The sequence below is a fragment of the Pseudomonas sp. LAIL14HWK12:I7 genome (genome assembly GCF_000483465.1).
Lineage (GTDB): Bacteria > Pseudomonadota > Gammaproteobacteria > Pseudomonadales > Pseudomonadaceae > Aquipseudomonas > Aquipseudomonas kermanshahensis.
On record NZ_AXYZ01000025.1, the window covers coordinates 14124 to 33517 of the forward strand.

21 protein-coding genes and 1 pseudogene are annotated in these 19394 nt (G+C 63.1%); 10 read left to right on the forward strand and 12 right to left on the reverse strand.

Going from position 1 to position 19394, the window contains the following annotated elements; translation table 11 throughout:
• Nucleotides 1–73: 73 nt before the first annotated feature.
• The 3 genes from ggt to D886_RS0119135 form a co-directional block, all read right to left on the reverse strand.
• Nucleotides 74–1741: a gamma-glutamyltransferase gene (gene ggt / locus D886_RS0119125; RefSeq protein WP_027595443.1), complete on the reverse strand. Its 1668-nt coding sequence runs from the start codon at nt 1739–1741 to the stop codon at nt 74–76.
• A gap of 117 nt (nt 1742–1858) precedes the next feature.
• Nucleotides 1859–2755, reverse strand: a complete 897-nt coding sequence (locus tag D886_RS0119130) for a LysR family transcriptional regulator (protein WP_027595444.1) — start codon at nt 2753–2755, stop codon at nt 1859–1861.
• A gap of 185 nt (nt 2756–2940) precedes the next feature.
• Nucleotides 2941–3531, reverse strand: coding sequence for an NAD(P)H-dependent oxidoreductase (locus D886_RS0119135; RefSeq protein WP_027595445.1), 591 nt, complete (start codon nt 3529–3531; stop codon nt 2941–2943).
• 195 nt (nt 3532–3726) lie between these two features.
• Between D886_RS0119135 and D886_RS0119140 the strand changes: the two genes are divergently transcribed.
• The gene (locus D886_RS0119140) at nt 3727–4041 is read left to right on the forward strand and encodes a putative quinol monooxygenase (protein ID WP_027595446.1); all 315 of its coding nucleotides are present in this window, start codon (nt 3727–3729) and stop codon (nt 4039–4041) included.
• On the opposite strand, the gene D886_RS0119145 is transcribed toward D886_RS0119140, so the two are convergent.
• Entirely contained in the window at nt 4031–4795 is a 765-nt protein-coding gene (locus D886_RS0119145; protein ID WP_027595447.1) for a sulfite exporter TauE/SafE family protein, read from the reverse strand. The two genes, D886_RS0119140 and D886_RS0119145, sit on opposite strands and share 11 nt — an antisense overlap.
• Before the next feature lie 77 nt (nt 4796–4872).
• Between D886_RS0119145 and D886_RS0119150 the strand changes: the two genes are divergently transcribed.
• The 7 genes and pseudogenes from D886_RS0119150 to D886_RS0119180 all read left to right on the forward strand — a co-directional run bounded on the left by D886_RS0119150 (nt 4873) and on the right by D886_RS0119180 (nt 11570).
• A complete protein-coding gene (locus D886_RS0119150; RefSeq protein WP_027595448.1) occupies nt 4873–5784 on the forward strand; it encodes a LysR substrate-binding domain-containing protein in 912 nt (303 codons plus the stop codon).
• Nucleotides 5785–5862: 78 nt separating this feature from the next.
• On the forward strand, nt 5863–6468 hold the full coding sequence (locus D886_RS0119155; RefSeq protein ID WP_027595449.1) for a CDP-alcohol phosphatidyltransferase family protein: 606 nt from the start codon (nt 5863–5865) through the stop codon (nt 6466–6468).
• Nucleotides 6469–6498: 30 nt separating this feature from the next.
• Nucleotides 6499–8256 carry a bifunctional alpha/beta hydrolase/class I SAM-dependent methyltransferase gene (locus tag D886_RS0119160; RefSeq protein WP_027595450.1) on the forward strand — a complete coding sequence of 586 codons (1758 nt, stop codon included), beginning with the start codon at nt 6499–6501 and terminating at the stop codon, nt 8254–8256.
• Nucleotides 8253–9574, forward strand: a pseudogene (locus D886_RS27120) (phosphatase PAP2/dual specificity phosphatase family protein). Before D886_RS0119160 ends, D886_RS27120 begins: the two are co-directional and overlap by 4 nt.
• Entirely contained in the window at nt 9571–10002 is a 432-nt protein-coding gene (locus D886_RS0119170; protein WP_027595451.1) for a hypothetical protein, read from the forward strand. The pseudogene D886_RS27120 and the gene D886_RS0119170 overlap by 4 nt, the downstream one beginning before the upstream one ends.
• A 10-nt stretch (nt 10003–10012) precedes the next feature.
• Entirely contained in the window at nt 10013–10636 is a 624-nt protein-coding gene (locus tag D886_RS0119175) for a lysophospholipid acyltransferase family protein (RefSeq protein ID WP_027595452.1), read from the forward strand.
• 1 nt (nt 10637) lies between these two features.
• Entirely contained in the window at nt 10638–11570 is a 933-nt protein-coding gene (locus tag D886_RS0119180; RefSeq protein WP_027595453.1) for a phosphatidate cytidylyltransferase, read from the forward strand.
• 104 nt (nt 11571–11674) lie between these two features.
• Here D886_RS0119180 and D886_RS28920 read toward each other — a convergent pair whose 3' ends face one another.
• Entirely contained in the window at nt 11675–11845 is a 171-nt protein-coding gene (locus D886_RS28920; protein ID WP_081717523.1) for a DUF3077 domain-containing protein, read from the reverse strand.
• A 66-nt stretch (nt 11846–11911) separates the two neighbouring features.
• On the opposite strand from D886_RS28920, the gene D886_RS0119185 reads away from it, so the two are divergent.
• Nucleotides 11912–12256: a cupin domain-containing protein gene (locus tag D886_RS0119185; protein ID WP_003251579.1), complete on the forward strand. Its 345-nt coding sequence runs from the start codon at nt 11912–11914 to the stop codon at nt 12254–12256.
• Between the two features lie 234 nt (nt 12257–12490).
• Here the strand turns inward: D886_RS0119185 and mmsB are convergent, their stop codons facing one another.
• Both mmsB and D886_RS0119195 read right to left on the reverse strand, forming a co-directional pair.
• Nucleotides 12491–13378, reverse strand: a complete 888-nt coding sequence (gene mmsB / locus D886_RS0119190; RefSeq protein ID WP_027595454.1) for a 3-hydroxyisobutyrate dehydrogenase — start codon at nt 13376–13378, stop codon at nt 12491–12493.
• A 10-nt stretch (nt 13379–13388) separates the two neighbouring features.
• Complete coding sequence (locus D886_RS0119195; protein WP_027595455.1) at nt 13389–14915, reverse strand: CoA-acylating methylmalonate-semialdehyde dehydrogenase; 1527 nt, start codon at nt 14913–14915, stop codon at nt 13389–13391.
• Between the two features lie 132 nt (nt 14916–15047).
• Between D886_RS0119195 and D886_RS0119200 the strand changes: the two genes are divergently transcribed.
• On the forward strand, nt 15048–15998 hold the full coding sequence (locus D886_RS0119200; RefSeq protein ID WP_027595456.1) for a LysR family transcriptional regulator: 951 nt from the start codon (nt 15048–15050) through the stop codon (nt 15996–15998).
• 97 nt (nt 15999–16095) lie between these two features.
• Here the strand turns inward: D886_RS0119200 and D886_RS0119205 are convergent, their stop codons facing one another.
• From D886_RS0119205 to D886_RS0119230, 5 genes are all read right to left on the reverse strand, one after another.
• Nucleotides 16096–16347 carry a DUF3077 domain-containing protein gene (locus D886_RS0119205; RefSeq protein ID WP_027595457.1) on the reverse strand — a complete coding sequence of 84 codons (252 nt, stop codon included), beginning with the start codon at nt 16345–16347 and terminating at the stop codon, nt 16096–16098.
• Nucleotides 16344–16619, reverse strand: a complete 276-nt coding sequence (locus tag D886_RS0119210) for a hypothetical protein (protein WP_027595458.1) — start codon at nt 16617–16619, stop codon at nt 16344–16346. Before D886_RS0119210 ends, D886_RS0119205 begins: the two co-directional genes overlap by 4 nt.
• Before the next feature lie 390 nt (nt 16620–17009).
• Entirely contained in the window at nt 17010–17498 is a 489-nt protein-coding gene (locus D886_RS0119220) for an OmpA family protein (protein WP_027595459.1), read from the reverse strand.
• Nucleotides 17499–17502: 4 nt separating this feature from the next.
• The gene (locus tag D886_RS0119225; protein ID WP_027595460.1) at nt 17503–18771 is read right to left on the reverse strand and encodes a diguanylate cyclase domain-containing protein; all 1269 of its coding nucleotides are present in this window, start codon (nt 18769–18771) and stop codon (nt 17503–17505) included.
• Nucleotides 18768–19334 (reverse strand): YfiR family protein, encoded by a 567-nt coding sequence (locus D886_RS0119230; protein WP_027595461.1) that lies wholly within the window; start codon nt 19332–19334, stop codon nt 18768–18770. Before D886_RS0119230 ends, D886_RS0119225 begins: the two co-directional genes overlap by 4 nt.
• Nucleotides 19335–19394: the final 60 nt, after the last annotated feature.

The following is a 19394-nucleotide window of genomic DNA, read 5'->3' on the forward strand; positions in this document are numbered from 1 at the left end:
GCAGCACCGAAGATTTACTGGGCTGCCACTGGCCTCTTCGCAGCACAAGGCTGCTCCTACACAAGTGCGGTCGTTATTTGACGATCATCCCCACCCCACGCCCACGCGGATCGGACGCCGTTTCCAGCTTGTCCCCGTTCACCCGGATCGCCTGGATATCGCCCATCTCCCAGCCCTGGTCCTCCAGCACATACCCCATTTTCTTCAAGTCATCCGCCACCGCGCCGGTCAGCGGTGCATAGCTGTCGAAGTAGATAGTGTCTTTAGGCAGCAACTGATGGTGCACACGCTGCGCCGCTACCGCCTTTTCCAGCGGCATGTCGTAGTCGTACAGGTTGTTCATCACCTGGAAGATCGAGGTGAAGATGCGCGAGCCACCTGGCGTACCGATCACCAGCTCAACCTTGCCATCGCGGGTCATCAGGCTCGGGCTCATGGATGACAGCATGCGCTTGCCCGGCTCGATGGCGTTGGCATCCCCGCCCACCACACCAAAGGCATTAGCCGCACCCGGCTTGGCGCTGAAGTCGTCCATCTCGTCGTTGAGCAGGAAGCCGGCGCCCTTGACCACCACGCCACTGCCGTAGTCGAGGTTGAGGGTGTAGGTGTTGCTGACCGCGTTGCCCTGTTTGTCGACGATGGAGAAGTGCGTGGTCTGGTGCGGCTCCAGCCCCGGCTTGACGTCATCGGTGACCGAAATGGCCTTGGGGTTGACCTGCGCGGCGCGCTTGGCCAGGTAATCCTTGGCAATCAACTGATCGACCGGCACCTTGGTGAAGGCCGGGTCGCCCAGGTAGTCGGCACGGTCGGCAAACACGCGCTTCTCGATCTCGGCAAGCAGGTGAATGTACTGCGCCGAGTTGTGCGCCACGCCCTTGAAGTCTGCCGCGCGGTCTTCCTTGATGCCCAGCAACTGGGCCAGGGCGACGCCGCCGGAGCTTGGCGGCGGCGCGGTGTAGACCACATTACCGCGCCAGCTCAAGGCCATCGGCTCACGCCAGACCGCCTTGTAGTCCTTGAGGTCTTGCTTGGTGATCAGGCCTTTGTCAGCCTGCATCTGCGCCACCAGCAGGTCGGCGGTCTTGCCCTGGTAGAACTCGCTTACGCCCTTGTCGGCAATGCGCTCGAGGGTCTGGGCCATTTCTGGCTGTTTGAACAGTTCGCCGACCTTCATGTTGCCGAAGTAGTCGTTGAAGTTGGTCGCCGTCTTGAACAGGCCTTGGGCATCGTTGCGGTACTGGTACTGTTTTTCGGCAATCTTGAAACCGTTTTTGGCATAGCCGATGGCCGGCGTCAGCAGCTCGCTCCACGGCAACTTGCCGAACTTCTGGTGCGCCTCCCACAGGCCCATCACCGTGCCGGGTACACCCGCTGCCCGCACACCGACCAGGCTGAGGTTCTCGATCACCTCGCCTTTGTCGTCCAGGTACATGTTGCGGCTGGCTGCCTTGGGCGCCACTTCGCGGTAGTCGAGGAAGTAGGGCTTGCCGTCGACGAACAGGGTCATGAAACCACCGCCGCCGATGTTGCCGGCTTCTGGGTAGGTCACCGCCAGGGTGAATGCCGTGGCCACGGCGGCGTCCACGGCGTTGCCGCCTTTTTTCAGGATATCGGCAGCAACCTGTGCACCATATTGATCGGGCGCAGCCACCGCGCCACCTTCCAGGGCGGCTGCATAGGCCGAGGAACAGGTCAGGATCGCGGCTCCGAGGGCCATGGTCGGGAACAGGACAATACGCATGACACTTCCTTGGTGTTGTTTTTGTTGATCACTCAGTAAGGCCGAAGCGTGTCGACTGTGCAATCCAACGTAGGAAGTTTCGCCGCCTTTGGGCAGGATGTGTCGCGTTCAGGCAACTCAGCAGGCGTACATCGCCAGCTTGCGCTGGATAAAATCGAGGAAGCACTGGATGCGCAGCGCCAACTGAGTGTTGCGGTAGTACACCGCATGGATCGGCTGGCGATAGCCGTTGTTGGCGTCACCCAGCAGCACCTGCAGGCGGCCGCTGCGGATGTCTTCGTGGGTCATGAAATGCGACAGGCTGACGATGCCCTCCCCGGCCAGCGCCAGCTGCCGCAGGGTTTCGCCGCTGGAGGCGATCAGCGCGGGGCGGATCGCCCAGCGGTCGCCCTGGGCATGGCGCAAGGGCCAGTGGTTGAGCGACTCGGGCTGGCTGAAGCCGAGCAAGCAGTGGTTGGCCAAGTCTTCGACGCGCTGCGGGGTGCCGTGGCGTTCCAGGTAGGCGGGGCTGGCCAGCACCTGCACCGGGCTGCACCCCAGGTTGCGGGCGTGCAGGCTGGAGTCGGCCAGCTCGCCGATACGGATCGCCACATCGGTGCTCTGTTCGAGCAGGTCGATGATCAGGTCGTCGGTGTTGAGTTCCAGCTCGATGCCGGGATACTGGCGGCGGAACTCGCCGATCCAGGGCAGGATGGCGTGCAGCATGAACGGCGCGGCGGCGTTGATGCGCAGGCGCCCGGTAGCAGTCTGGTGGTTCATCGACAGGCGCTCTTCCATCGCGTCCATCTGTTCCAGGATCAGCCGCGAGCGCTCAAGAAAGAAGCGGCCTTCTTCGGTCAGGTCCATGCGCCGGGTGGTGCGGTTGACCAGGGTGGTGCCAAGCTTGGCCTCCAGGCGCGACAAGGTGCGGCTGACGGCTGACGGGGTCTGGCCCACCTGCTCGGCAGCAGCAGAGATCGAACCGCAGTCGATCACAGCGACGAATACCTGGAGTTCTTCGGATCGGGTTTTCACGCGCTTGGCCTTGGCTGGAGTGTGCCGTGATTCATAGCGGGTCGGTGGGGTCTGTGCAAGGGGGGCCGCTGCGCGGCCCAATCGCTGGCAAGCCAGCTCCCACAGGGTTCGCGTTGTCGTCGAACCCACTGTGGGAGCCGGCTTGCCGGCGATTGGGCTGCGCAGCAGCCCCTTTCACAGGCAACTTACACAGATTTGCCAAACACCTTGTCCAGGTGCGCTTCATACGCTGCCAACGCCGCTGGCACATCCGGGCGTTTCATCACATCCACCGCCAGGAAGGTGGGCAAGCCGGTCATGCCAAGGAACTGGTTAGCCTTGTGGAACGGGAAATACACGGCGTCCACACCCTTGCCCTCGAAGAAATCGCTGGGGTCGTCAAACGCCTGCTGCGGGGCGTTCCAGGTCAGTGACAACATGTACTGCTTGCCTTGAATCAGGCCACCGCTGCCGTACTTCTGCGAGGCATCCGAACGGGTACGGCCGTCGTTGGCGTACAGGCTGCCATGGCCTTCGGTGAAGACGTCATCGATGTACTTCTTCACCGTCCACGGTGCGCCCATCCACCAACCGGGCATCTGGTAGATCACCACGTCGGCCCAGAGAAACTTCTCGACCTCTTCCCGCACATCGTAGCCGCCATCGATGAAGGTCTGCCGCACGTCGAAACCGGCACGGTCCAGGTGCGCGAGGGCCGCTTCGTGCAGGGTCGCGTTAAGGCGGCCATCGGAGTGAGCGAACTGTTTACCACCGTTGAGCAGAAGGATGTTTTTCATGCTGGCCTCGATTTGGCGATGTCGATCCGAGGCCGTGCTGCCTGGATCGAGTCAAATTGGATGACCGGCAGATTAGAGACTCAGCGGCAGGGGAAACAGCGGCCATGAGTCAAAATACAATTGCCTTCAAATCACGAATGGCCAACCAATTATTGCCTTAGAATCGGTTCATCATTCACCAGCGAGTAGCGATCCATGAGCGAGCAGTACGCTTTTATCCTCAAAGCCAAGACCCGCCCGGAAATGGCCGAAGCCTTCGAAACCCTGTTCCGCGCCTATGTCGAACCCAGCCGCCAGGAACCGGGCTGCATCGAGTACCACATGCTGCGCGACAAGGCCGACCCGAGCCTGTTCGTGTTCTACGAAGTGTGGGCGGACAAAGCTGCACTGGATGTGCACTCGGCCCTGCCGCACATGGTCGCGTTCTTCGAAAAGCGCATGGACTACCTGGAGCGCGAGTTCGATATCCAGTTGATCGACATGCTCAGCCCCTCGTCTGCTAACCGTTGATCAGCAGATGGCCGCCGAGCATGGCCAAGCCAATGAAGAAGCAGCGTTTGAACAGCGCGGCACTGATGCGCTGACGCAACCACTGCCCCGCCAGCATGCCCACCAGTGCTGGCGCCAGCATCAGCAATGAAGCACCTAGCGCCTGGCCGCCCAAGGCATCTTGCCCAGCCAGGCCCAAGGCCAGCGCCAGGGTCGAGACCGTGAACGACAGGCCCAAGGCCTGGATCATCTCGTCGCGGTTCAGGCCAAGGCTTTGCAGGTACGGCACTGCCGGCATCACGAATACCCCGGTAGCGGCCGTGACTACGCCCGTCACCAACCCGCACAGCGGCCCCAGCCACCCTTCCCGCGCTTGCGCCACGCGCAACCCTGGGCCCATCAGCCCATACACCGCATACACCAGCAACGCGGCGCCCAGCGCATGCGCGGCCCACGCGCCACTGTTGATGCCCAGCCATGCGCTGCCAACCAGGGTGCCGACAAAGATCATCACCAGCATCGGCCCCAGGCGACGCAGCAGCACCCGCAGATGACCACCGGCAGCCAGCTGCCAGAGGTTGGTGAGTGTCGACGGCACGATGAGTAAAGCGGCAGCCTGCGCAGGCGGCATAGCCAGGCCCAGCAGGCCCATGGCGATGGTCGGCAAGCCGAGGCCGATGACGCCTTTGACGGTGCCGGCCAGCAGAAAGGTGATGACCACCAGCAGTGTCAGTGCCGGGCCAATGTGTTGATAGAACGCGATCAAGGTATTCATAGGGCCATGATGGCGTGCGCCAGGCTGGCTGAAAATCTGCCATATACTCAGCCTGACTATTGCCAGGACAGAGGCACATGCATTTCGACCTGATCGACCTCGCGCTTTTCCGGCACACCCTGGAATGCGGCAACATCACTGCCGGCGCCCGGCGCAGCCATCTGTCGCTGCCGGCTGCCAGTGCGCGCATCCGCGCGATGGAAGCGTCCCTGGGCACGCAATTGCTAGCGCGCAATCGCCGCGGCGTACAACCGACGCCTGCCGGGCAGGCGCTGTTGCAGCATGCCCGCCTGATCGCGCAGCAAGTGGAGCGCCTGCAATTCGACCTGGGCCAGTACGCCCAGGGGCTGCAGGGCCAGGTGCGGCTGTTGTGCAACACTGCGGCGCTGACCGAGTACCTGCCCGAATTGCTGGCCAGTTATCTGGCACAGAACCCCGGCATCAGTGTCGATGTCCAAGAGCTGCCAAGCTTGCACATCGTGCAGTCGATTACCCAAGGCATCGCCGACCTGGGGATCATTTCGACTGCGGCGCCCAGCGAGCATTTGCAGACCCTGCCCTTTCGCGATGACCCACTAGTGTTGGTGACCCCCCTTGCGCATCCGCTGGCGTTACACCCTGCGCCAAGCTTCATCGACAGCCTGGCCCATGGTCATGTCGGGCTGGGAGCAGACAGCGCATTGGCCTTGTACCTGGAGGAACAGGCCCTGCGTGAAGGCTTGCGGATGCGCGTACGGGTACGAGCCGATGGCTTCGATGGGGTGCTGCGCATGGTCGCGGGGGGCGCCGGGGTCGGCGTTGTGCCCTTGGCTTCGGTGCAACGCTGGCAAGGGCTGTTGCCGCTGCACTGGGGGGCGCTTCGCGAGGACTGGGCCAACCGCCAATTGATGGTTTGCGCGCGGGACTTTGCAGCGTTGCCAGGGTATGCGGCGGGTTTGGTCAAGCGCTTGGTTGGCGGAACAACACCCTTACACCCCGTTCAGATGTGAGCCATCTCTCACCAACCCGCTTGCGGCCACTGGGGCTCTTTGCCCACAATCACGCTGCACCACGAAAAGGAGTTCCAAGTGCCCTCGATCTACCAGCTCAAACCCCGCTTCCAGGCCTTGCTCCGGCCCGGCGTCAAGCGCCTCTACGACCGTGGCGTCACCGCCAACCAGGTCACCGTCGCCGCCGCCTTGGTCTCGGTCCTGCTGGGCCTGCTGCTGGCCGGGTTCAGCCACATCACCTGGCTGTTCATCCTGATCCCGCTGTGGATGTTGCTGCGCATGGCGCTCAACGCCGTGGACGGCATGCTTGCGCGGGAATTCGGCCAGCAATCCAGGCTCGGTGCCTACCTCAACGAACTGTGCGACGTGATCGCTGACGCCGCGCTGTACCTGCCTTTCGCCCTGCTGGCTGGCGTGTGGCCCAGCCTGGTGGTGCTGGTGGTGCTGAGTGCGACGTTTAGCGAATACGCCGGCGTCATGGGCCCGCTGGCAGGCGCCTCGCGCCGCTACGACGGGCCGATGGGCAAGAGCGACCGGGCATTCGCCTTTGGCGTACTGGGCACCGGCGTTGCGTTCGGCCTGCTCAACGCCACCTGGCTCAACGGCCTCTTGCTGGTCATCTTCGCGCTCTCGCTCTATACCCTCTACAACCGGGTTCGCCAAGGGCTGGTTGAAGCCCGCTGAGCCCATCGCCGCCGGACAAGGATTCTCGCCATGCGCCAAGCGCAATCGCTGCATTTCTCTACCCATGATGGTGTCGAGTTGCACTACCGTCATTGGCCCGCGACACGCAATGAACACCAGCCGCGCCGCGCCGTGGTGATGTTCCACCGTGGCCACGAACACGGCGGGCGCATGGCCCACCTGGCCGACGAACTGGACATGCCGGGCTACGATTTCTTCGCCTGGGATGCCCGCGGCCACGGCCAGTCGCCGGGCGCCCGCGGCGACAGCCCAGGGTTTGCCACCAGCGTGCGCGACGTGCAGACCTTCATCGAGCATCTGCAGACCGTGCACGGCATCGCCGAGCACGACATAGTGGTGCTGGCGCAAAGCGTCGGCGCCGTGCTGATCGCCACCTGGGCCCACGACTACGCGCCCAAGGTACGCTGCCTGGTGCTGGCCTCGCCGGCGTTCAAGGTCAAGCTGTACGTGCCCTTCGCACGGCCCGGCCTGAAGCTGCTCAAGGCCGTGCGCGGCAACTTCTTCGTCAACAGTTACGTCAAGCCGCGCCTGCTTACCCATGACCCCGAGCGGGTCATGTCGTACGTGGCCGACCCGCTGATCAGCCGGCCGATTTCGGTGACCATGCTACTGGGCCTGTACGAAGCCGCCGACCGTGTGGTGACTGACGCCCAGGCTATTCAGGTACCGACGCAGTTGCTGGTCTCTGGTGCAGACCTTGTGGTCGAGCGCAAACCGCAGGAGCGCTTTTTCGAGCGCCTGGGCAGTGCACGTAAAGAAATGCACATCCTCCCGGGCTTTTTCCATGACACCCTCGGTGAACGCGACCGCGCCCATGCGCTGAAGCGCATCGAGCGCTTCGTCGCACATTGCTTCGACAGCCCTGTTACCGCGCCTTCGCTGCTCGATGCCGACAAGGTCGGCGCCAGCTGCGCCGAAGCCGAAAGCCTGGCCGCGCCCTTGCCACGCAATTCGCCCCGCGACCTCTACTGGCGCGCCACCCGTGCAAGCCTGCGCCTGGGCAAAGGGCTGGCCGAGGGCGTGAAGCTGGGGTTTGACACCGGCTTCGACTCTGGCAGCACCCTCGACTACGTCTACCGCAACCAGCCGACGGGCAAAGGCAAGCTGGGCCGCATGGTCGACCAGAACTACCTCAACGCCATCGGCTGGCGCGGCATTCGTCAGCGCAAACTGCACGTCGAAGAACTGCTGCGCGAGGCCATTGCCCGCCTGCGCGCCGAGCAGCGGCCGGTGCATATCGTCGACATCGCCGCCGGCCACGGCCGTTACATCCTCGAAGCCTTGGAGGAACTCGAACAACGGCCGGACTCCATCCTGCTGCGCGACTACAGCGAGCTGAACGTGCAACAAGGCAGCGCATTGATCGCCGAAAAAGGCCTGGCCGAGATTGCCCGCTTCGTCCAAGGCGATGCCTTCGACCGCGCCAGCCTCGCGGCGCTGCAGCCTGGGCCTACGCTGGCCGTGGTGTCTGGCCTGTACGAACTGTTCCCCAGCAACGCGTTGGTGAGCAATTCCCTGGCCGGCCTTGCCGATGCCGTCGAAGCAGGCGGTTACCTGGTCTACACAGGCCAACCTTGGCACCCTCAACTGGAGATGATCGCGCGTGCCCTGACCAGCCATCGCGGCGGCGAGGCGTGGGTGATGCGCCGGCGCAGCCAGGCAGAGATGGACCAACTGGTAGAGGCGGCGGGCTTCCGCAAGCTGGCCCAGCGCATCGACGAATGGGGCATCTTCAGCGTCAGCCTGGCGCAACGGGTGCGTGAATGAACCCAACGCGTGAGCCCGGGCTGATTCGGCGGGGCGTGTTCTGGCTGTTGCTGCTGGGGCCGTTCTTCTTCCTCAGCTATGGGCTGGTGAACACCCACACCGCCAGCCGCAGTGATGTCGGCAGCCTGGTGTTCGGCTGGGAGCACGGCATGCCGCTGTGGCCCTGGACGATCATCCCGTACTGGTCGATCGACCTGCTGTACGGGTTGTCATTCCTGCTGCCACGCACGCGCCAGGAGATGGACCGGCATGCCCTGGCGCTGCTCACGGCACAGGTGATCAGCGTCAGTTGCTTCCTGCTCTGGCCGCTGCGGTTCACCTTCGAACGGCCAGAAATGGCTGGGCTGTTCGGCTGGCTGTTCGATGTGCTGATGGGCTTCGACAAGCCTTACAATCAGGCGCCTTCGCTGCACATCGCGTTGCTGGTGATCATCTGGACGATGTTCGCCCGGCACGTGCACCGCCAGCCCTGGCGCTGGGTGGTGCATGGCTGGATGGCGTTGATCGGCGTGTCGGTGCTGACCACCTGGCAGCATCACTTCATCGACGTGCCCACCGGCGCATTGGCAGGGTTTGTCTGCTTATGGCTATGGCCGTGGCAAGGTCGCCTGCCATGGCAGCAGGCCCGCCTTGCGCACGATGGCAAATGCCAGCGGCTGGCGCTGTGTTATGGCGTTGGGGCCTTGCTGTGCGCGGGGCTGGCGTACGCGGTGGGCGGTGCCGGGTTGTGGCTGTCATGGCCAGCCGTGGCGCTGTTGTGGGTGGCACTGAACTACGGCTTGTTCGGCGCGGGTGGTTTTCAGAAGGGCGCCGATGGGCGCTTGTCCAGCGCCGCGACCTGGCTGCTGCTGCCCTATCTGATCGGGGCGTGGATCAATTCCAGGGTATGGACACGGCGCCATCCGCAGGCGGATGAGGTGTGTGACGGGGTATCCTGGGGCGGATTCCTGGCCGTGGTGAGGGCGCGCAGTTCGCTGCCATCGTCGACCTTTGCGCCGAGCTGCCGTGCCGCACTGGGGCCGCTCTCACCGCTCAGAACTACCGCTCGCTTCCCACCCTGGACCTGATCGTGCCCGACAGCAACCTGTTGCACGAAGCTGCAAACGCTATCGAGCAGTTACGCCAGCAAGGCCCTCTGCTGGTCTGTTGCGCTCTGGGATATTCGCGCAGCGCCAGCGCCGTGGCGGCCTGGCTGGTACTCACGGGGCGCTGCGCCGATGCTGACCAAGCTGAACAGCGGATACGCAGCGCACGCGCTGGCGTGGTCTTGCACGCGGCCCATCGACAGGCCCTGCAACAACTTGGCGCACAGCGATGAACCTGCAACTGACTGCCAGCCTACTGGCCCGGGGCCCCCAGCTGGAGCGCCTGTCGGACGGCATCACGCTGCTCGCCCTGGGCGTTGGCCTGGCGCCCTTGCTGGGCGCCGCGCTGCCGCCACTGGGCAGCCTGCTGTGCGCGCTGCTGCTGGCGCTCGGCGTGCTGCACAAGTACTGGGCCATCCGCGTGGCCCTGGACGCCGAACTGTTCGCCCACCTTGGCGCCAGCCAAGACCTACCTGCAGACACGCAAGCGCTGGACCGTGCCTTGTTCGACCTCAACCTGAAACCGCACGCCAAGGATAGCCGCGACTGGCCCGCTCGCAGCCAAGCCGCATTAGCCCTGCTGCGCCGCCAAGCCATGTGCCTGGGCCTACAACTGTTGCTGGCCTTGGCTACCCTGCTGACACTGCCCTTTACCGGATGACCACCGCCCCATGCTTGCGACCTTGACCGCTTTCGTCATCACTTCGGCCGCCCGGCTGATCACTGGCGCCCGTGCGTTATGGCTCGGCTGCACACCGCAGCCGGTGCAACGCCTGTACTTCGCCAACCACAGCAGCCACGGCGACTTCGTGCTGCTCTGGGCCTCGCTGCCAGAACCTTTGCGCAGGCGCACCCGCCCGGTGGCCGGGGCCGACTACTGGGCGAAGCCCGGTATTCGCGACTTTCTCATCCGCAAGGTGTTCAACGGCGTCTTGATCGACCGCCAGCGCGCAGAAGGCCAAGGCAGCCCCCTGCAGCCGATTCTTGAGGCCGTGGCCCAGGGCGATTCGTTAATCTTCTTCCCGGAAGGCACCCGCAACCTGGGCGACGAGCCGCTCATGCCATTCAGAAGCGGCCTTTACCATTTGGCTGCGGCCAACCCCGACGTCGAGCTGGTGCCGGTGTGGATCGCCAACCTCAACCGGGTCATGCCCAAGGGCCGCGCCCTGCCATTGCCGCTGCTGTGCACGCTGAGCTTTGGCGAACCTCTCCACCTGCTGGCTGATGAAAACAAGCAGGCCTTTCTCGAGCGGGCCAGCCAGGCCCTGCTGAACCTGGCGCCGAAGGATGCCTGACATGGACGACAATACCCTTTCGCTGTTCGCCGGCATCGGCGCCCTGCTGCTGCTCGCCAGCGTGATCGGCCGCCTGCTCAAGTGGCGTGCCGGCCCCGCGCCGCATGCGGTGATCGACAACCTCAACGCCCGCATCAACGCCTGGTGGGTGATGGTGCTGGTGATCGGCATCGCCTTCCTGTTCGGCAAGTACGGCGTGATCGTGCTGTTCTACGGCGTGTCGTTCTATGCGCTGCGCGAGTTCATGACCCTCACCCCCACCCGGCGCAGCGACTACCCGGCGTTGGTGGCGGCGTTCTATGTGGCGCTGCCGGTGCAGTACGTGCTGATCGCCATGGACTGGTATGGCTTGTTCAGTATTTTCATCCCGGTTTATCTGTTTTTGCTGCTGCCGATCCTTGCCAGTTTCGGCGGCGACACCACGCGCTTTCTCGAGCGCGCATCAAAGGTGCAATGGGGGCTGATGATCGCGGTGTATTGCGTGTCTTCGGTGCCCGCGCTGATGACCCTCGACATCCCCGGGTTCGAGGGCCGCAACCTGCTGCTGATCGCCTGGCTGATCCTCGTGGTGCAAATCAGCGACGTGCTGCAATACGTGTGCGGCAAGCTGTTCGGCAAACGCAAGGTGGCGCCCAACCTATCTCCCTCGAAAACCCTCGAAGGCCTCGTCGGTGGCGTGGCACTGGCCACACTGATCGGCGCCCTGCTGTGCTGGATTACCCCGTTCAACTTCTGGCAGGCGGCACTGATGGCCCTGACCGTGAACGCCATGGGCTTCTTCGGCGGGCTGGTCATGTCGGCGATCAAGCGTGACCGCGGGGTGAAAGACTGGGGGCACATGATCGAAGGCCACGGCGGCATGCTCGACCGGATGGACTCGGTGTGCTTTGCGGCGCCGGTGTTTTTCCACTTTGTGCGGTATTGGTGGGCTTGAGAAAGATGCGCCTCTTAGCAGGTAAACCTGCCCCCACAGGTGCAACGCCAATCCCTGTGGGAGCGGGTTTACCCGCGAAGAGGCCGGCCCAACCGACACATAGCTCAGCCTTCTAACCCCTGCGCCGCATCATCCAGCAATGCTTTGGCCATACCACTCAGGTAGTGCGCCGCCCACATCAAGCTGCCCCCGCCCTGCTCCGCCAGGGCCGACTCCAGTGTCAGAGCTGCCGCTGATCCACATAGCGCAGTCAGGCACCTGGACGTCGAGCCCAGGCAACTGCGGCGCGGCCAATGGCCTTATGGTGTCGAGTCATTCAGCCAGTCACCAGGAGTTGTGCCATGTCCGATTTCATCACCGTCCTGCGCGAAACCTGCCCGACGCCGGTCGTGGACGCCACCAAGTGGAAGCGCATCGGCGGCGATCCGCACACCGTCAACCTGAACGCCTACCTGTCGGCCGACGGCAGCAAGATCATGGGTACCTGGATCTGCACCCCGGGCAAGTTCGAGGTCAACTATGACAAGTGGGAGTTCTGCCACTTCCTCGACGGCTACTGCATCATCACCCCGGAAGGCGAAGAGCCGAAGCACCTGAAGGCCGGTGATGTATTCGTGATCGAACCTGGTATGAAAGGCACCTGGGAAGTGGTCGAAACCGTGCGCAAGTACTTCGTGTTCGCCTGATTCCTTAGGCTGCAAATCCCCCTGTAGGAGCAGCCTTGCGCTGCGAAAGGGCCAAACCAGGCATAGCAATTGTGTTGCCTTGGCTGGCCTCTTCGCAGCACAAGGCTGCTCCTACAAGAGGCATTCAAGCCTGCACGTTCAGGGCAAAAAAAATCGCGGAGCAGGTGCCCTTCCCTCTGGTGCGCAGTTACAGAGGGAAGGCCGCCTGGCCCGCGATGAAGTACACCTCGCTCGTCAATCCTGCTTGCGGTACCCCTCGACGATGGCCGAGAAGTCTTTACCACCCTCCCCGCGCAGGCTCATTGCCTGATACAGCTGCTGTGCCACGGCACCCAAAATCACCGGTTGGTGCGCCTGGCGTGCAGCTTCGGTAGCCAGCCCCAAGTCCTTGAGCATCAATTCGGCGCCAAAGCCGCCGGTGTAACCGCGTGAGGCCGGTGCGGTCTCGATGATGCCAGGCCACGGGTTGTATGTGTCCGAACTCCAGCAACGCCCGGTCGAGCTGTTGATGATGCCGGCCAGCACCTTGGTGTCGATGCCCAGTGCGTTACCCAGGGCCATGGCCTCTGACACGCCGATCATCGAGATGCCCAGCAGCAGGTTGTTGCAGATCTTGGCAATCTGCCCTGTGCCGACCTCACCACAGTGCACGATGTTGCGGCCCATCTGCTCCAGCACCGGTTTGAGCGTGGCAAACAGCTCGGCACTGGCACCGACCATGAAGGTCAGGGTGCCGGCCGCCGCGCCGCCCGTACCACCGGACACCGGCGCATCGCCCATGTCGACGCCCTTGGCCGCTGCGGCCTTGGACACCTCGCGGGCGGTCTGCGGGTCGATGGTGCTGCAGTCCACGGTCGGCGTGCCGGGGCGTATGCCCGCCAGCACGCCATCATCGTTCAGGTAGACGCTGCGCACATGGGCTGCGGCCGGCAGCATGGTGATCACCAGCTCACTGTTGGCCGCCGCTTCCTTGGGCGATGGGCTGACCTGCCCGCCCAGTTCGGCGAGCTCGGCCAGCACGGTCTTGTTCAGGTCAAACAGGTTCAGCTGATGCCCGGCCTTGATCAGGTTGCGGGCCATGGGCGCGCCCATGTTACCCAGGCCGATGAATGCGATACGCATGGCGAACTCCTTAGCGCAGGCTGATGGTGGTGTTCACACCGTCATTGACGCTGTCGTCATCGAACCAGCGGGCGGTGACGGTCTTGGTCTGAGTGTAGAACTGCACCACTTGCTTGCCGTAAGGGCCGAGATCACCCAGCTTGGAGCCGCGCGAGCCGGTGAAGCTGAAGAACGGTACCGGTACCGGGATCGGGATGTTGATGCCGACCTGGCCGATGTCAATCTCGCTCTGGAACTTGCGTGCAGCCGCACCGCTCTGGGTGAACAGGCCGGTGCCGTTGCCGAACGGGTTGCTGTTGACCAGGGCGATGGCTTCATCGAGGGTGTCGACTTCCAAGGTCACCAGCACCGGGCCGAAGATTTCCTGGGTGTAGACCTGCATGTGGGTTTTCACCCCAGAGAACAGGGTCGGGCCAACGAAGTTGCCTTGCTCATAGCCCGGCACCGTGACTTCGCGGCCATCGAGTTCGAGCGTGGCGCCTTCCTTGATGCCGCTTTCGATCAAGCCCAGTACCCGCTCCTTGGCCCGCTTGGACACCACCGGCCCGACATCGGTGCCCGGCTCGGAGCCGGCATTGACCTTGAGCTTGCTCGCGGCCTCTTTGATGTCCGGCAGCCACTCGCGGGCCTTGCCCACCAGCACCGCCACGGAGGTTGCCATGCAGCGCTGGCCGGCGGCGCCAAAGGCCGCGCCGACCAAGGCGTTGACGGTTTGGGTGCGGTTAGCGTCAGGCAGCACCACGGCGTGGTTCTTCGCGCCCATCATCGACTGCACGCGCTTGCCGTGCTGGCTGCCCAGGTTGTAGACGTGGGTGCCGACTTCGGTAGAGCCGACGAACGAGATCGCCTTGATGTCTTGATGGGTGCAGATCGCATCCACTACCTGCTTGCCGCCATGCACCACGTTGAGCACACCGGCCGGCACGCCGGCTTCCAGCGCCAGCTCCACCAGCATCATGGTCGACAGCGGGTCCTGCTCGGAAGGCTTGAGCACGAAGGTGTTGCCGCAGACGATGGCCATGGGGAACATCCACAGCGGGATCATGGCCGGGAAGTTGAACGGGGTGATGCCCGCGCACACGCCGATCGGCTGGCGCAGGGTGTAGGTGTCGACGCCGCCGGCAACGTTCTCGGCGAACTCGCCCATCTGCAGGGTGCCGATCGAAGCGGCGTGCTCGACCACTTCCAGGCCGCGGAAGATGTCGCCTTCGGCATCGGCGAGGGTTTTGCCCTGCTCGGCGCTGAGGGTTTGGGCGATGCGTTTGGTGTGTTCGCGGATCAGCGCCTGCAGCTTGAGCATGATGCGCATGCGCACGCCGATTGGGGTGTCACGCCAGGTCTTGAAGGCGCGATGGGCAGCGGCCACGGCAGCGTCGACTTCCTCGACGGTGGCGAACGGCACCCGCGCCAACACCTCTTGGGTGGCCGGGTTGACGATGTCGCGCCATTCGGTGGTCTTGGATTCGACCCATTGGCCATCGATCAGCAGCTTGACCTGCGCGACCTTGGTCTGGTCGGGGGATTGAGGTGCGTTCATCTGGGTTCTCCTTGGAATTATTGTCGGGTCGAGATCGCCAGCGCCGTGCAAACGCGAGGTGGCGTCCTGGGGCTTTTTTCGAGTATAGATGTGCAAACATCCAACAAGAACGCACAAAAAAACCGGATCATCATGCAAAAAGACCTCACATCCCTGAGCGCGCTCAACTGGGACGACCTGAAGTTCTTCCTCGAAGTGGCCCGCACCCGCAAAGCCAGTAGCGCCGCCAAGCGCCTGAGCGTCGACTACACCACGGTGTCACGGCGCATCACCTCGCTGGAGGGTGCGCTGGGCACGTTGTTGTTCGAAAAATCCCGGACCAACGGCTTCGTCCTGACCGCCGAAGGCCAGCGCCTGCTGGGCTATGCCGAGTCGATCGAAAGCACGTTGCACATGGCGTGCGAGCAGGTTTCGGGGTCGGGCGTGGCATTGTCGGGGCATGTGCGCATGGGCTGCACCGAAGGCTTTGGCAGCTTCTTCGTCACGCCGCAACTCAGCCACTTCGTCGATGCATATCCGGCCATTTCGGTGGATATCTTGCCGTTGCCGCACTTCATCAGCCTGTCCAAGCGCGAGGCGGATATCGTCATCGCCCTGGAACGCCCTGAACACGGCCCCTATGTGTGCTGCAAGCTGTGCGACTACCGGCTGCGGCTGTACGCAACCCAGACATACCTGGATAACCACGCGCCGATTCGGCAGGTCGGGGACTTGGCGAAGCACCCGTTCATTAGTTATGTGGATGACCTGGCGTTCAGTTCGGAGCTGTTGTACCTGGCCAACCTGATTCCCAATGCCAATGCACATTTGCGCAGTACCAGCGTGATTGCCCAGTACACCGCAGCATTGCAGGGGCGCGGGCTGGCGATCTTGCCGTGTTTTCTGGCGGCGCAGGACCCGCGGCTGGTAACGGTGTTACCGGCGGAGATCGAGGTGACGCGGCAGTTCTGGATGTATTGCCGGGAGGACTTGAGGAAGCTGAAGCGGATAACCCTGTTGTGGGATTACATTCGCGAGGTGACCGAGGCGAATGCGCCGTTGTTGATGGGCGAGACGCGCGAAATGCGATTTGCCCAGGGCTGACGCCGCCCTCAGCCACAGCCCCTTACAGGTAGGCGCTGGATTGTCGTGGCGACGAACCGCTGCGATGGGCCGCAACGCGGCCCCAGGCTATTCCAAGCTATTGAAGATTCTTGCCCATACCACGCTCTATATCATCAATCAGCGCCTTCGCCATCTCACTAAGGATTCGCGCTGCACTTCCAGCCACACGGTCATTATCCATTTCTGCTTCAGTGGTCAGGTGACGGATGCAGCCGAGCAACACTGACAGCTGAGAAAAAGCATGGTTGAAGGGTACGTTCGGCTGCATGCGAAACAAATCGAACGTTTCAACACCCGCTGTCGAAGAGTCGCTTGGAGAATTGTTCATCTCTGCCCTCCCTGACCAGCGCTGCGGGCACTTTTGTGATCGTTCAGGGCGTTGATCATTCGGCACAACAGGCGGATGTTCATGCCCATCGCATCGCGCATAAGGCTTGGGCCGCTATCGATCAGCACACTGGTGGTCTGTTCCACTGTCAGGGTCAATGCACGGATCAGCAGGTCGCATTCCTCGAGACCAGGAGGATCCTGGAGCGAAAGGAGGGGCGGATCTAACAGAAGGAGGGTTGATGCAGGTGGATCGGGGACGAGCTTTTTCATGATGTAGCTCCCTTTAACGAACCAGGAACTGCCGCCCTCTTCGTCTCAAGGATTTGGGTGGCAGTCGTGCGCGGTTTGAGACCCGGGACACATGAATACCGGCCAGGCCGAAGCCTGCCCGCGCACGACCGCCATGAAGCGGTGCCAACACATGTAGTCCGGGGGTCTCAAGCCCGGTCGCCTTGATCGGCGACTTAGGGACGTTATCCCAGGGGAGGTTTCCCGCCTATGTGGCAACTTCTGACTGGGGCGTAGGATAGTTCGCTACATGCTTGAACCTGAAGCAATTGGTTTCATGTTCGGAAATGTCTTACAGCTGAAGGGCCTAGGCGAGGGCTGCGCCCTCGATCGCAGGCAGGCCAGCGCCTAACCTGGGTTGGGTGGGTCTGTTCAGTAGGACGCCACGATGATCGATACGCGTCGATTTTCGGTGCGCCCGGCGCTGCTGCGGTTGTCCGCCACCGGCTGGGTGCTGCCCAGGCCGCGGGTCTGAATGTTCTGCGCGGGCATGCCGACGCCGATCAGCGTTCTGGCCACGCTCTGTGCGCGGCGCTCGGACAATTGCTGGTTATAGGTGGCCCTGCCCGACGCATCCGCGTGGCCATCCACCCGCACGCGTTGGAGACCTACGCCCAGCAGCGCTTTGCCAATTCGCTCGACGATCGCCTGGCTCTGGCCATTGAGGCTGTCCAGGTCACTGCCAAACAGTACCTTGCCGGACAGGTCAAACGCCCAACCTTCATCAGTCGGGGCAAAACCTTCACGCTTGAGCACAGCGATTTGCTCAGCAGTCAGCCCCTTGGGTGTGGTCTGGCAACCGGTAAGTGCCAGCATGGCGAGCAGCAACGCCCAAAGGGGAAAACGCAAACGATGAATCACGGGTTCAACTCCTGTTCTTGATTTCGGTGGCGGACCGTTCCGTCTGCGCCACTTGCCAATGGCCACGGTGCTTACGCTTGGCCTGGTACATTGCCGCATCGGCGGCGTCGAGAAGGCTGGCAGGGTCAGTGCCATCCTCGGGGTAAAAGGCGATGCCGACACTCAGCGAGGTGGCAATGCTGCTGCCACTGTCCAGCTGTACCGGCAGTTTCATGCTGGCGACGATTTTCTCGGCGATGAGTTCGGCGTCTGAGCGCGACTGCAGCGGTGTCAGCAACACCGCGAACTCGTCGCCGCCCAGGCGCGCCACCAGGTCATGCTCACGCAGTTGGGCGCGAATGCGGTCGGCCACGCTGATCAGCACTTCATCGCCCACGGCATGGCCGAGGCTGTCGTTGATCTGCTTGAAGTGGTCACTGTCGAGGAACAGCAGCGCCAGATGATCCTGCTGCCGCGCAGCGTTGCGCAGGCTGCGGCTAAGGCGGCCTTCGAAAAAGGCGCGGTTGGGCAGGCCGGTCAGGCTGTCGTGGCTGGCCTGGTGAGCGAGGGTCTGGTTTTCGCTCTGCAGGTGGCTGTGCCACACCTCAAGTTCATCGAGCAAGGCGTTGAAGTCGTTACTCAGCTCGTTGAGCTCGGCGATCGGGGCTTCTGGCACGCGGCGGTCGAAACGACGTTCACGGCGGGCTGCATGGGCAACGCTGGCCAGGGCGCGCAATGGGCGAACGATGTCGCCGAGCAGGCGCCGCGACAAATACAGGGCGATGACGGCGCTGAGTACCATGCACAACAGGATCCCGCCCAACCCGCCGAGCAGGAACAACAACAGGCTACGGCCTTGGCCAATCAGTTCGATATGCCCGACCTTCTGCTGCTGGTGAATGATCGGCAGGTTGACCGGCTCGTCCAGCAGCGCGGTGGCGACCTGGCTTTCCAGGTGCGCGAGCATGCCGCTGTCATTGCGTTGCCAGTGGGCCAGTTGCTCGCCTTCATTGTTAAAGACCTTGGCGTCGGCCACCTCTTCGGTACTGGCAATCAGTGCCAGCGCCTCACTGGCCGCAACGCTGTCGTCGAACACCACGGCGGCTTCGACGGTGTAGGTGATCGAGCGGGCGATCAAGTGCAGGTTGTGGTTGGCATAGACTTGCAGGGCAAGCACGCCCAGCACGGTCAACGAAATACCGACCAGGCCCACGGCGAGCAGGGCGACACTGAGGTGCCCACGGCCGAGCACCGAACGCAGGGTCGGGCGAATACGCCTGTTGGTCGTTTTCATGGCTGCACACCTCGGCGCCGCGACAATTGCAGCACGCTGGGGTGGATGCGTACGCCGGAACGAGCCACGGAATCGAGGTTCACTTCAAAGGCCACCTGCTGATCGCTGACCCGCAGGCAGAACAGGCTGCCGACCGTACACGGGTCGTCGGCCTCGCTGATGCTCAGCACCGGATGACCGCTGACACGCTGGAACAAGCGGTCGCGCTGGCCCTGATCGAGTTTACCGATGTAGATGGCATCACAGGCCTGGGCAACCTGCGCATCGTCCGCCAGCAGCCGACGCACCTGCAGCGGCCGCCCGGACTCCTGCACGTGGCCCTTGATCAAGTCGTCTGCGTATTCGGTGGGGCCGATCAGGCACAGGCGCAGGGGCGTAGGCTCGACGGGCCAGCGGGCGTAACTGAAGATCCCCAACACCACCTGGGTGACAGCCTTGGCACGTTGCTGGGCCTGCACAGCGGTTGCTGAGGTTTCCGCCCAGGCAGGGCCTGCCAGTAGTAACAGGACCGCCAGCAACAGCGAAAGCGTACAGCGCGTCACTCGCCTTCCGGCCACGGTCATGTGGGAAATCTCTCGAAGTCCTTTCAGATGTTGGCGCAACGATAGCACATGGCCGCCAAT

What these genes read in the sequence shown, in the direction of transcription:
- D886_RS0119175 (WP_027595452.1), top strand. Translation starts at nt 10,013, where the DNA reads ATGCTTGCGACCTTGACCGCTTTCGTCATCACTTCGGCCGCCCGGCTG.
- D886_RS0119230 (WP_027595461.1), bottom strand. Translation starts at nt 19,334, where the DNA reads ATGACCGTGGCCGGAAGGCGAGTGACGCGCTGTACGCTTTCGCTGTTG.
- D886_RS0119160 (WP_027595450.1), top strand. Translation starts at nt 6,499, where the DNA reads ATGCGCCAAGCGCAATCGCTGCATTTCTCTACCCATGATGGTGTCGAG.
- D886_RS0119210 (WP_027595458.1), bottom strand. Translation starts at nt 16,619, where the DNA reads ATGAAAAAGCTCGTCCCCGATCCACCTGCATCAACCCTCCTTCTGTTA.
- D886_RS0119135 (WP_027595445.1), bottom strand. Translation starts at nt 3,531, where the DNA reads ATGAAAAACATCCTTCTGCTCAACGGTGGTAAACAGTTCGCTCACTCC.
- D886_RS0119145 (WP_027595447.1), bottom strand. Translation starts at nt 4,795, where the DNA reads ATGAATACCTTGATCGCGTTCTATCAACACATTGGCCCGGCACTGACA.
- ggt (WP_027595443.1), bottom strand. Translation starts at nt 1,741, where the DNA reads ATGCGTATTGTCCTGTTCCCGACCATGGCCCTCGGAGCCGCGATCCTG.
- mmsB (WP_027595454.1), bottom strand. Translation starts at nt 13,378, where the DNA reads ATGCGTATCGCATTCATCGGCCTGGGTAACATGGGCGCGCCCATGGCC.
- D886_RS0119140 (WP_027595446.1), top strand. Translation starts at nt 3,727, where the DNA reads ATGAGCGAGCAGTACGCTTTTATCCTCAAAGCCAAGACCCGCCCGGAA.
- D886_RS0119170 (WP_027595451.1), top strand. Translation starts at nt 9,571, where the DNA reads ATGAACCTGCAACTGACTGCCAGCCTACTGGCCCGGGGCCCCCAGCTG.
- D886_RS0119195 (WP_027595455.1), bottom strand. Translation starts at nt 14,915, where the DNA reads ATGAACGCACCTCAATCCCCCGACCAGACCAAGGTCGCGCAGGTCAAG.
- D886_RS0119180 (WP_027595453.1), top strand. Translation starts at nt 10,638, where the DNA reads ATGGACGACAATACCCTTTCGCTGTTCGCCGGCATCGGCGCCCTGCTG.
- D886_RS0119200 (WP_027595456.1), top strand. Translation starts at nt 15,048, where the DNA reads ATGCAAAAAGACCTCACATCCCTGAGCGCGCTCAACTGGGACGACCTG.
- D886_RS0119205 (WP_027595457.1), bottom strand. Translation starts at nt 16,347, where the DNA reads ATGAACAATTCTCCAAGCGACTCTTCGACAGCGGGTGTTGAAACGTTC.
- D886_RS0119185 (WP_003251579.1), top strand. Translation starts at nt 11,912, where the DNA reads ATGTCCGATTTCATCACCGTCCTGCGCGAAACCTGCCCGACGCCGGTC.
- D886_RS0119225 (WP_027595460.1), bottom strand. Translation starts at nt 18,771, where the DNA reads ATGAAAACGACCAACAGGCGTATTCGCCCGACCCTGCGTTCGGTGCTC.
- D886_RS0119150 (WP_027595448.1), top strand. Translation starts at nt 4,873, where the DNA reads ATGCATTTCGACCTGATCGACCTCGCGCTTTTCCGGCACACCCTGGAA.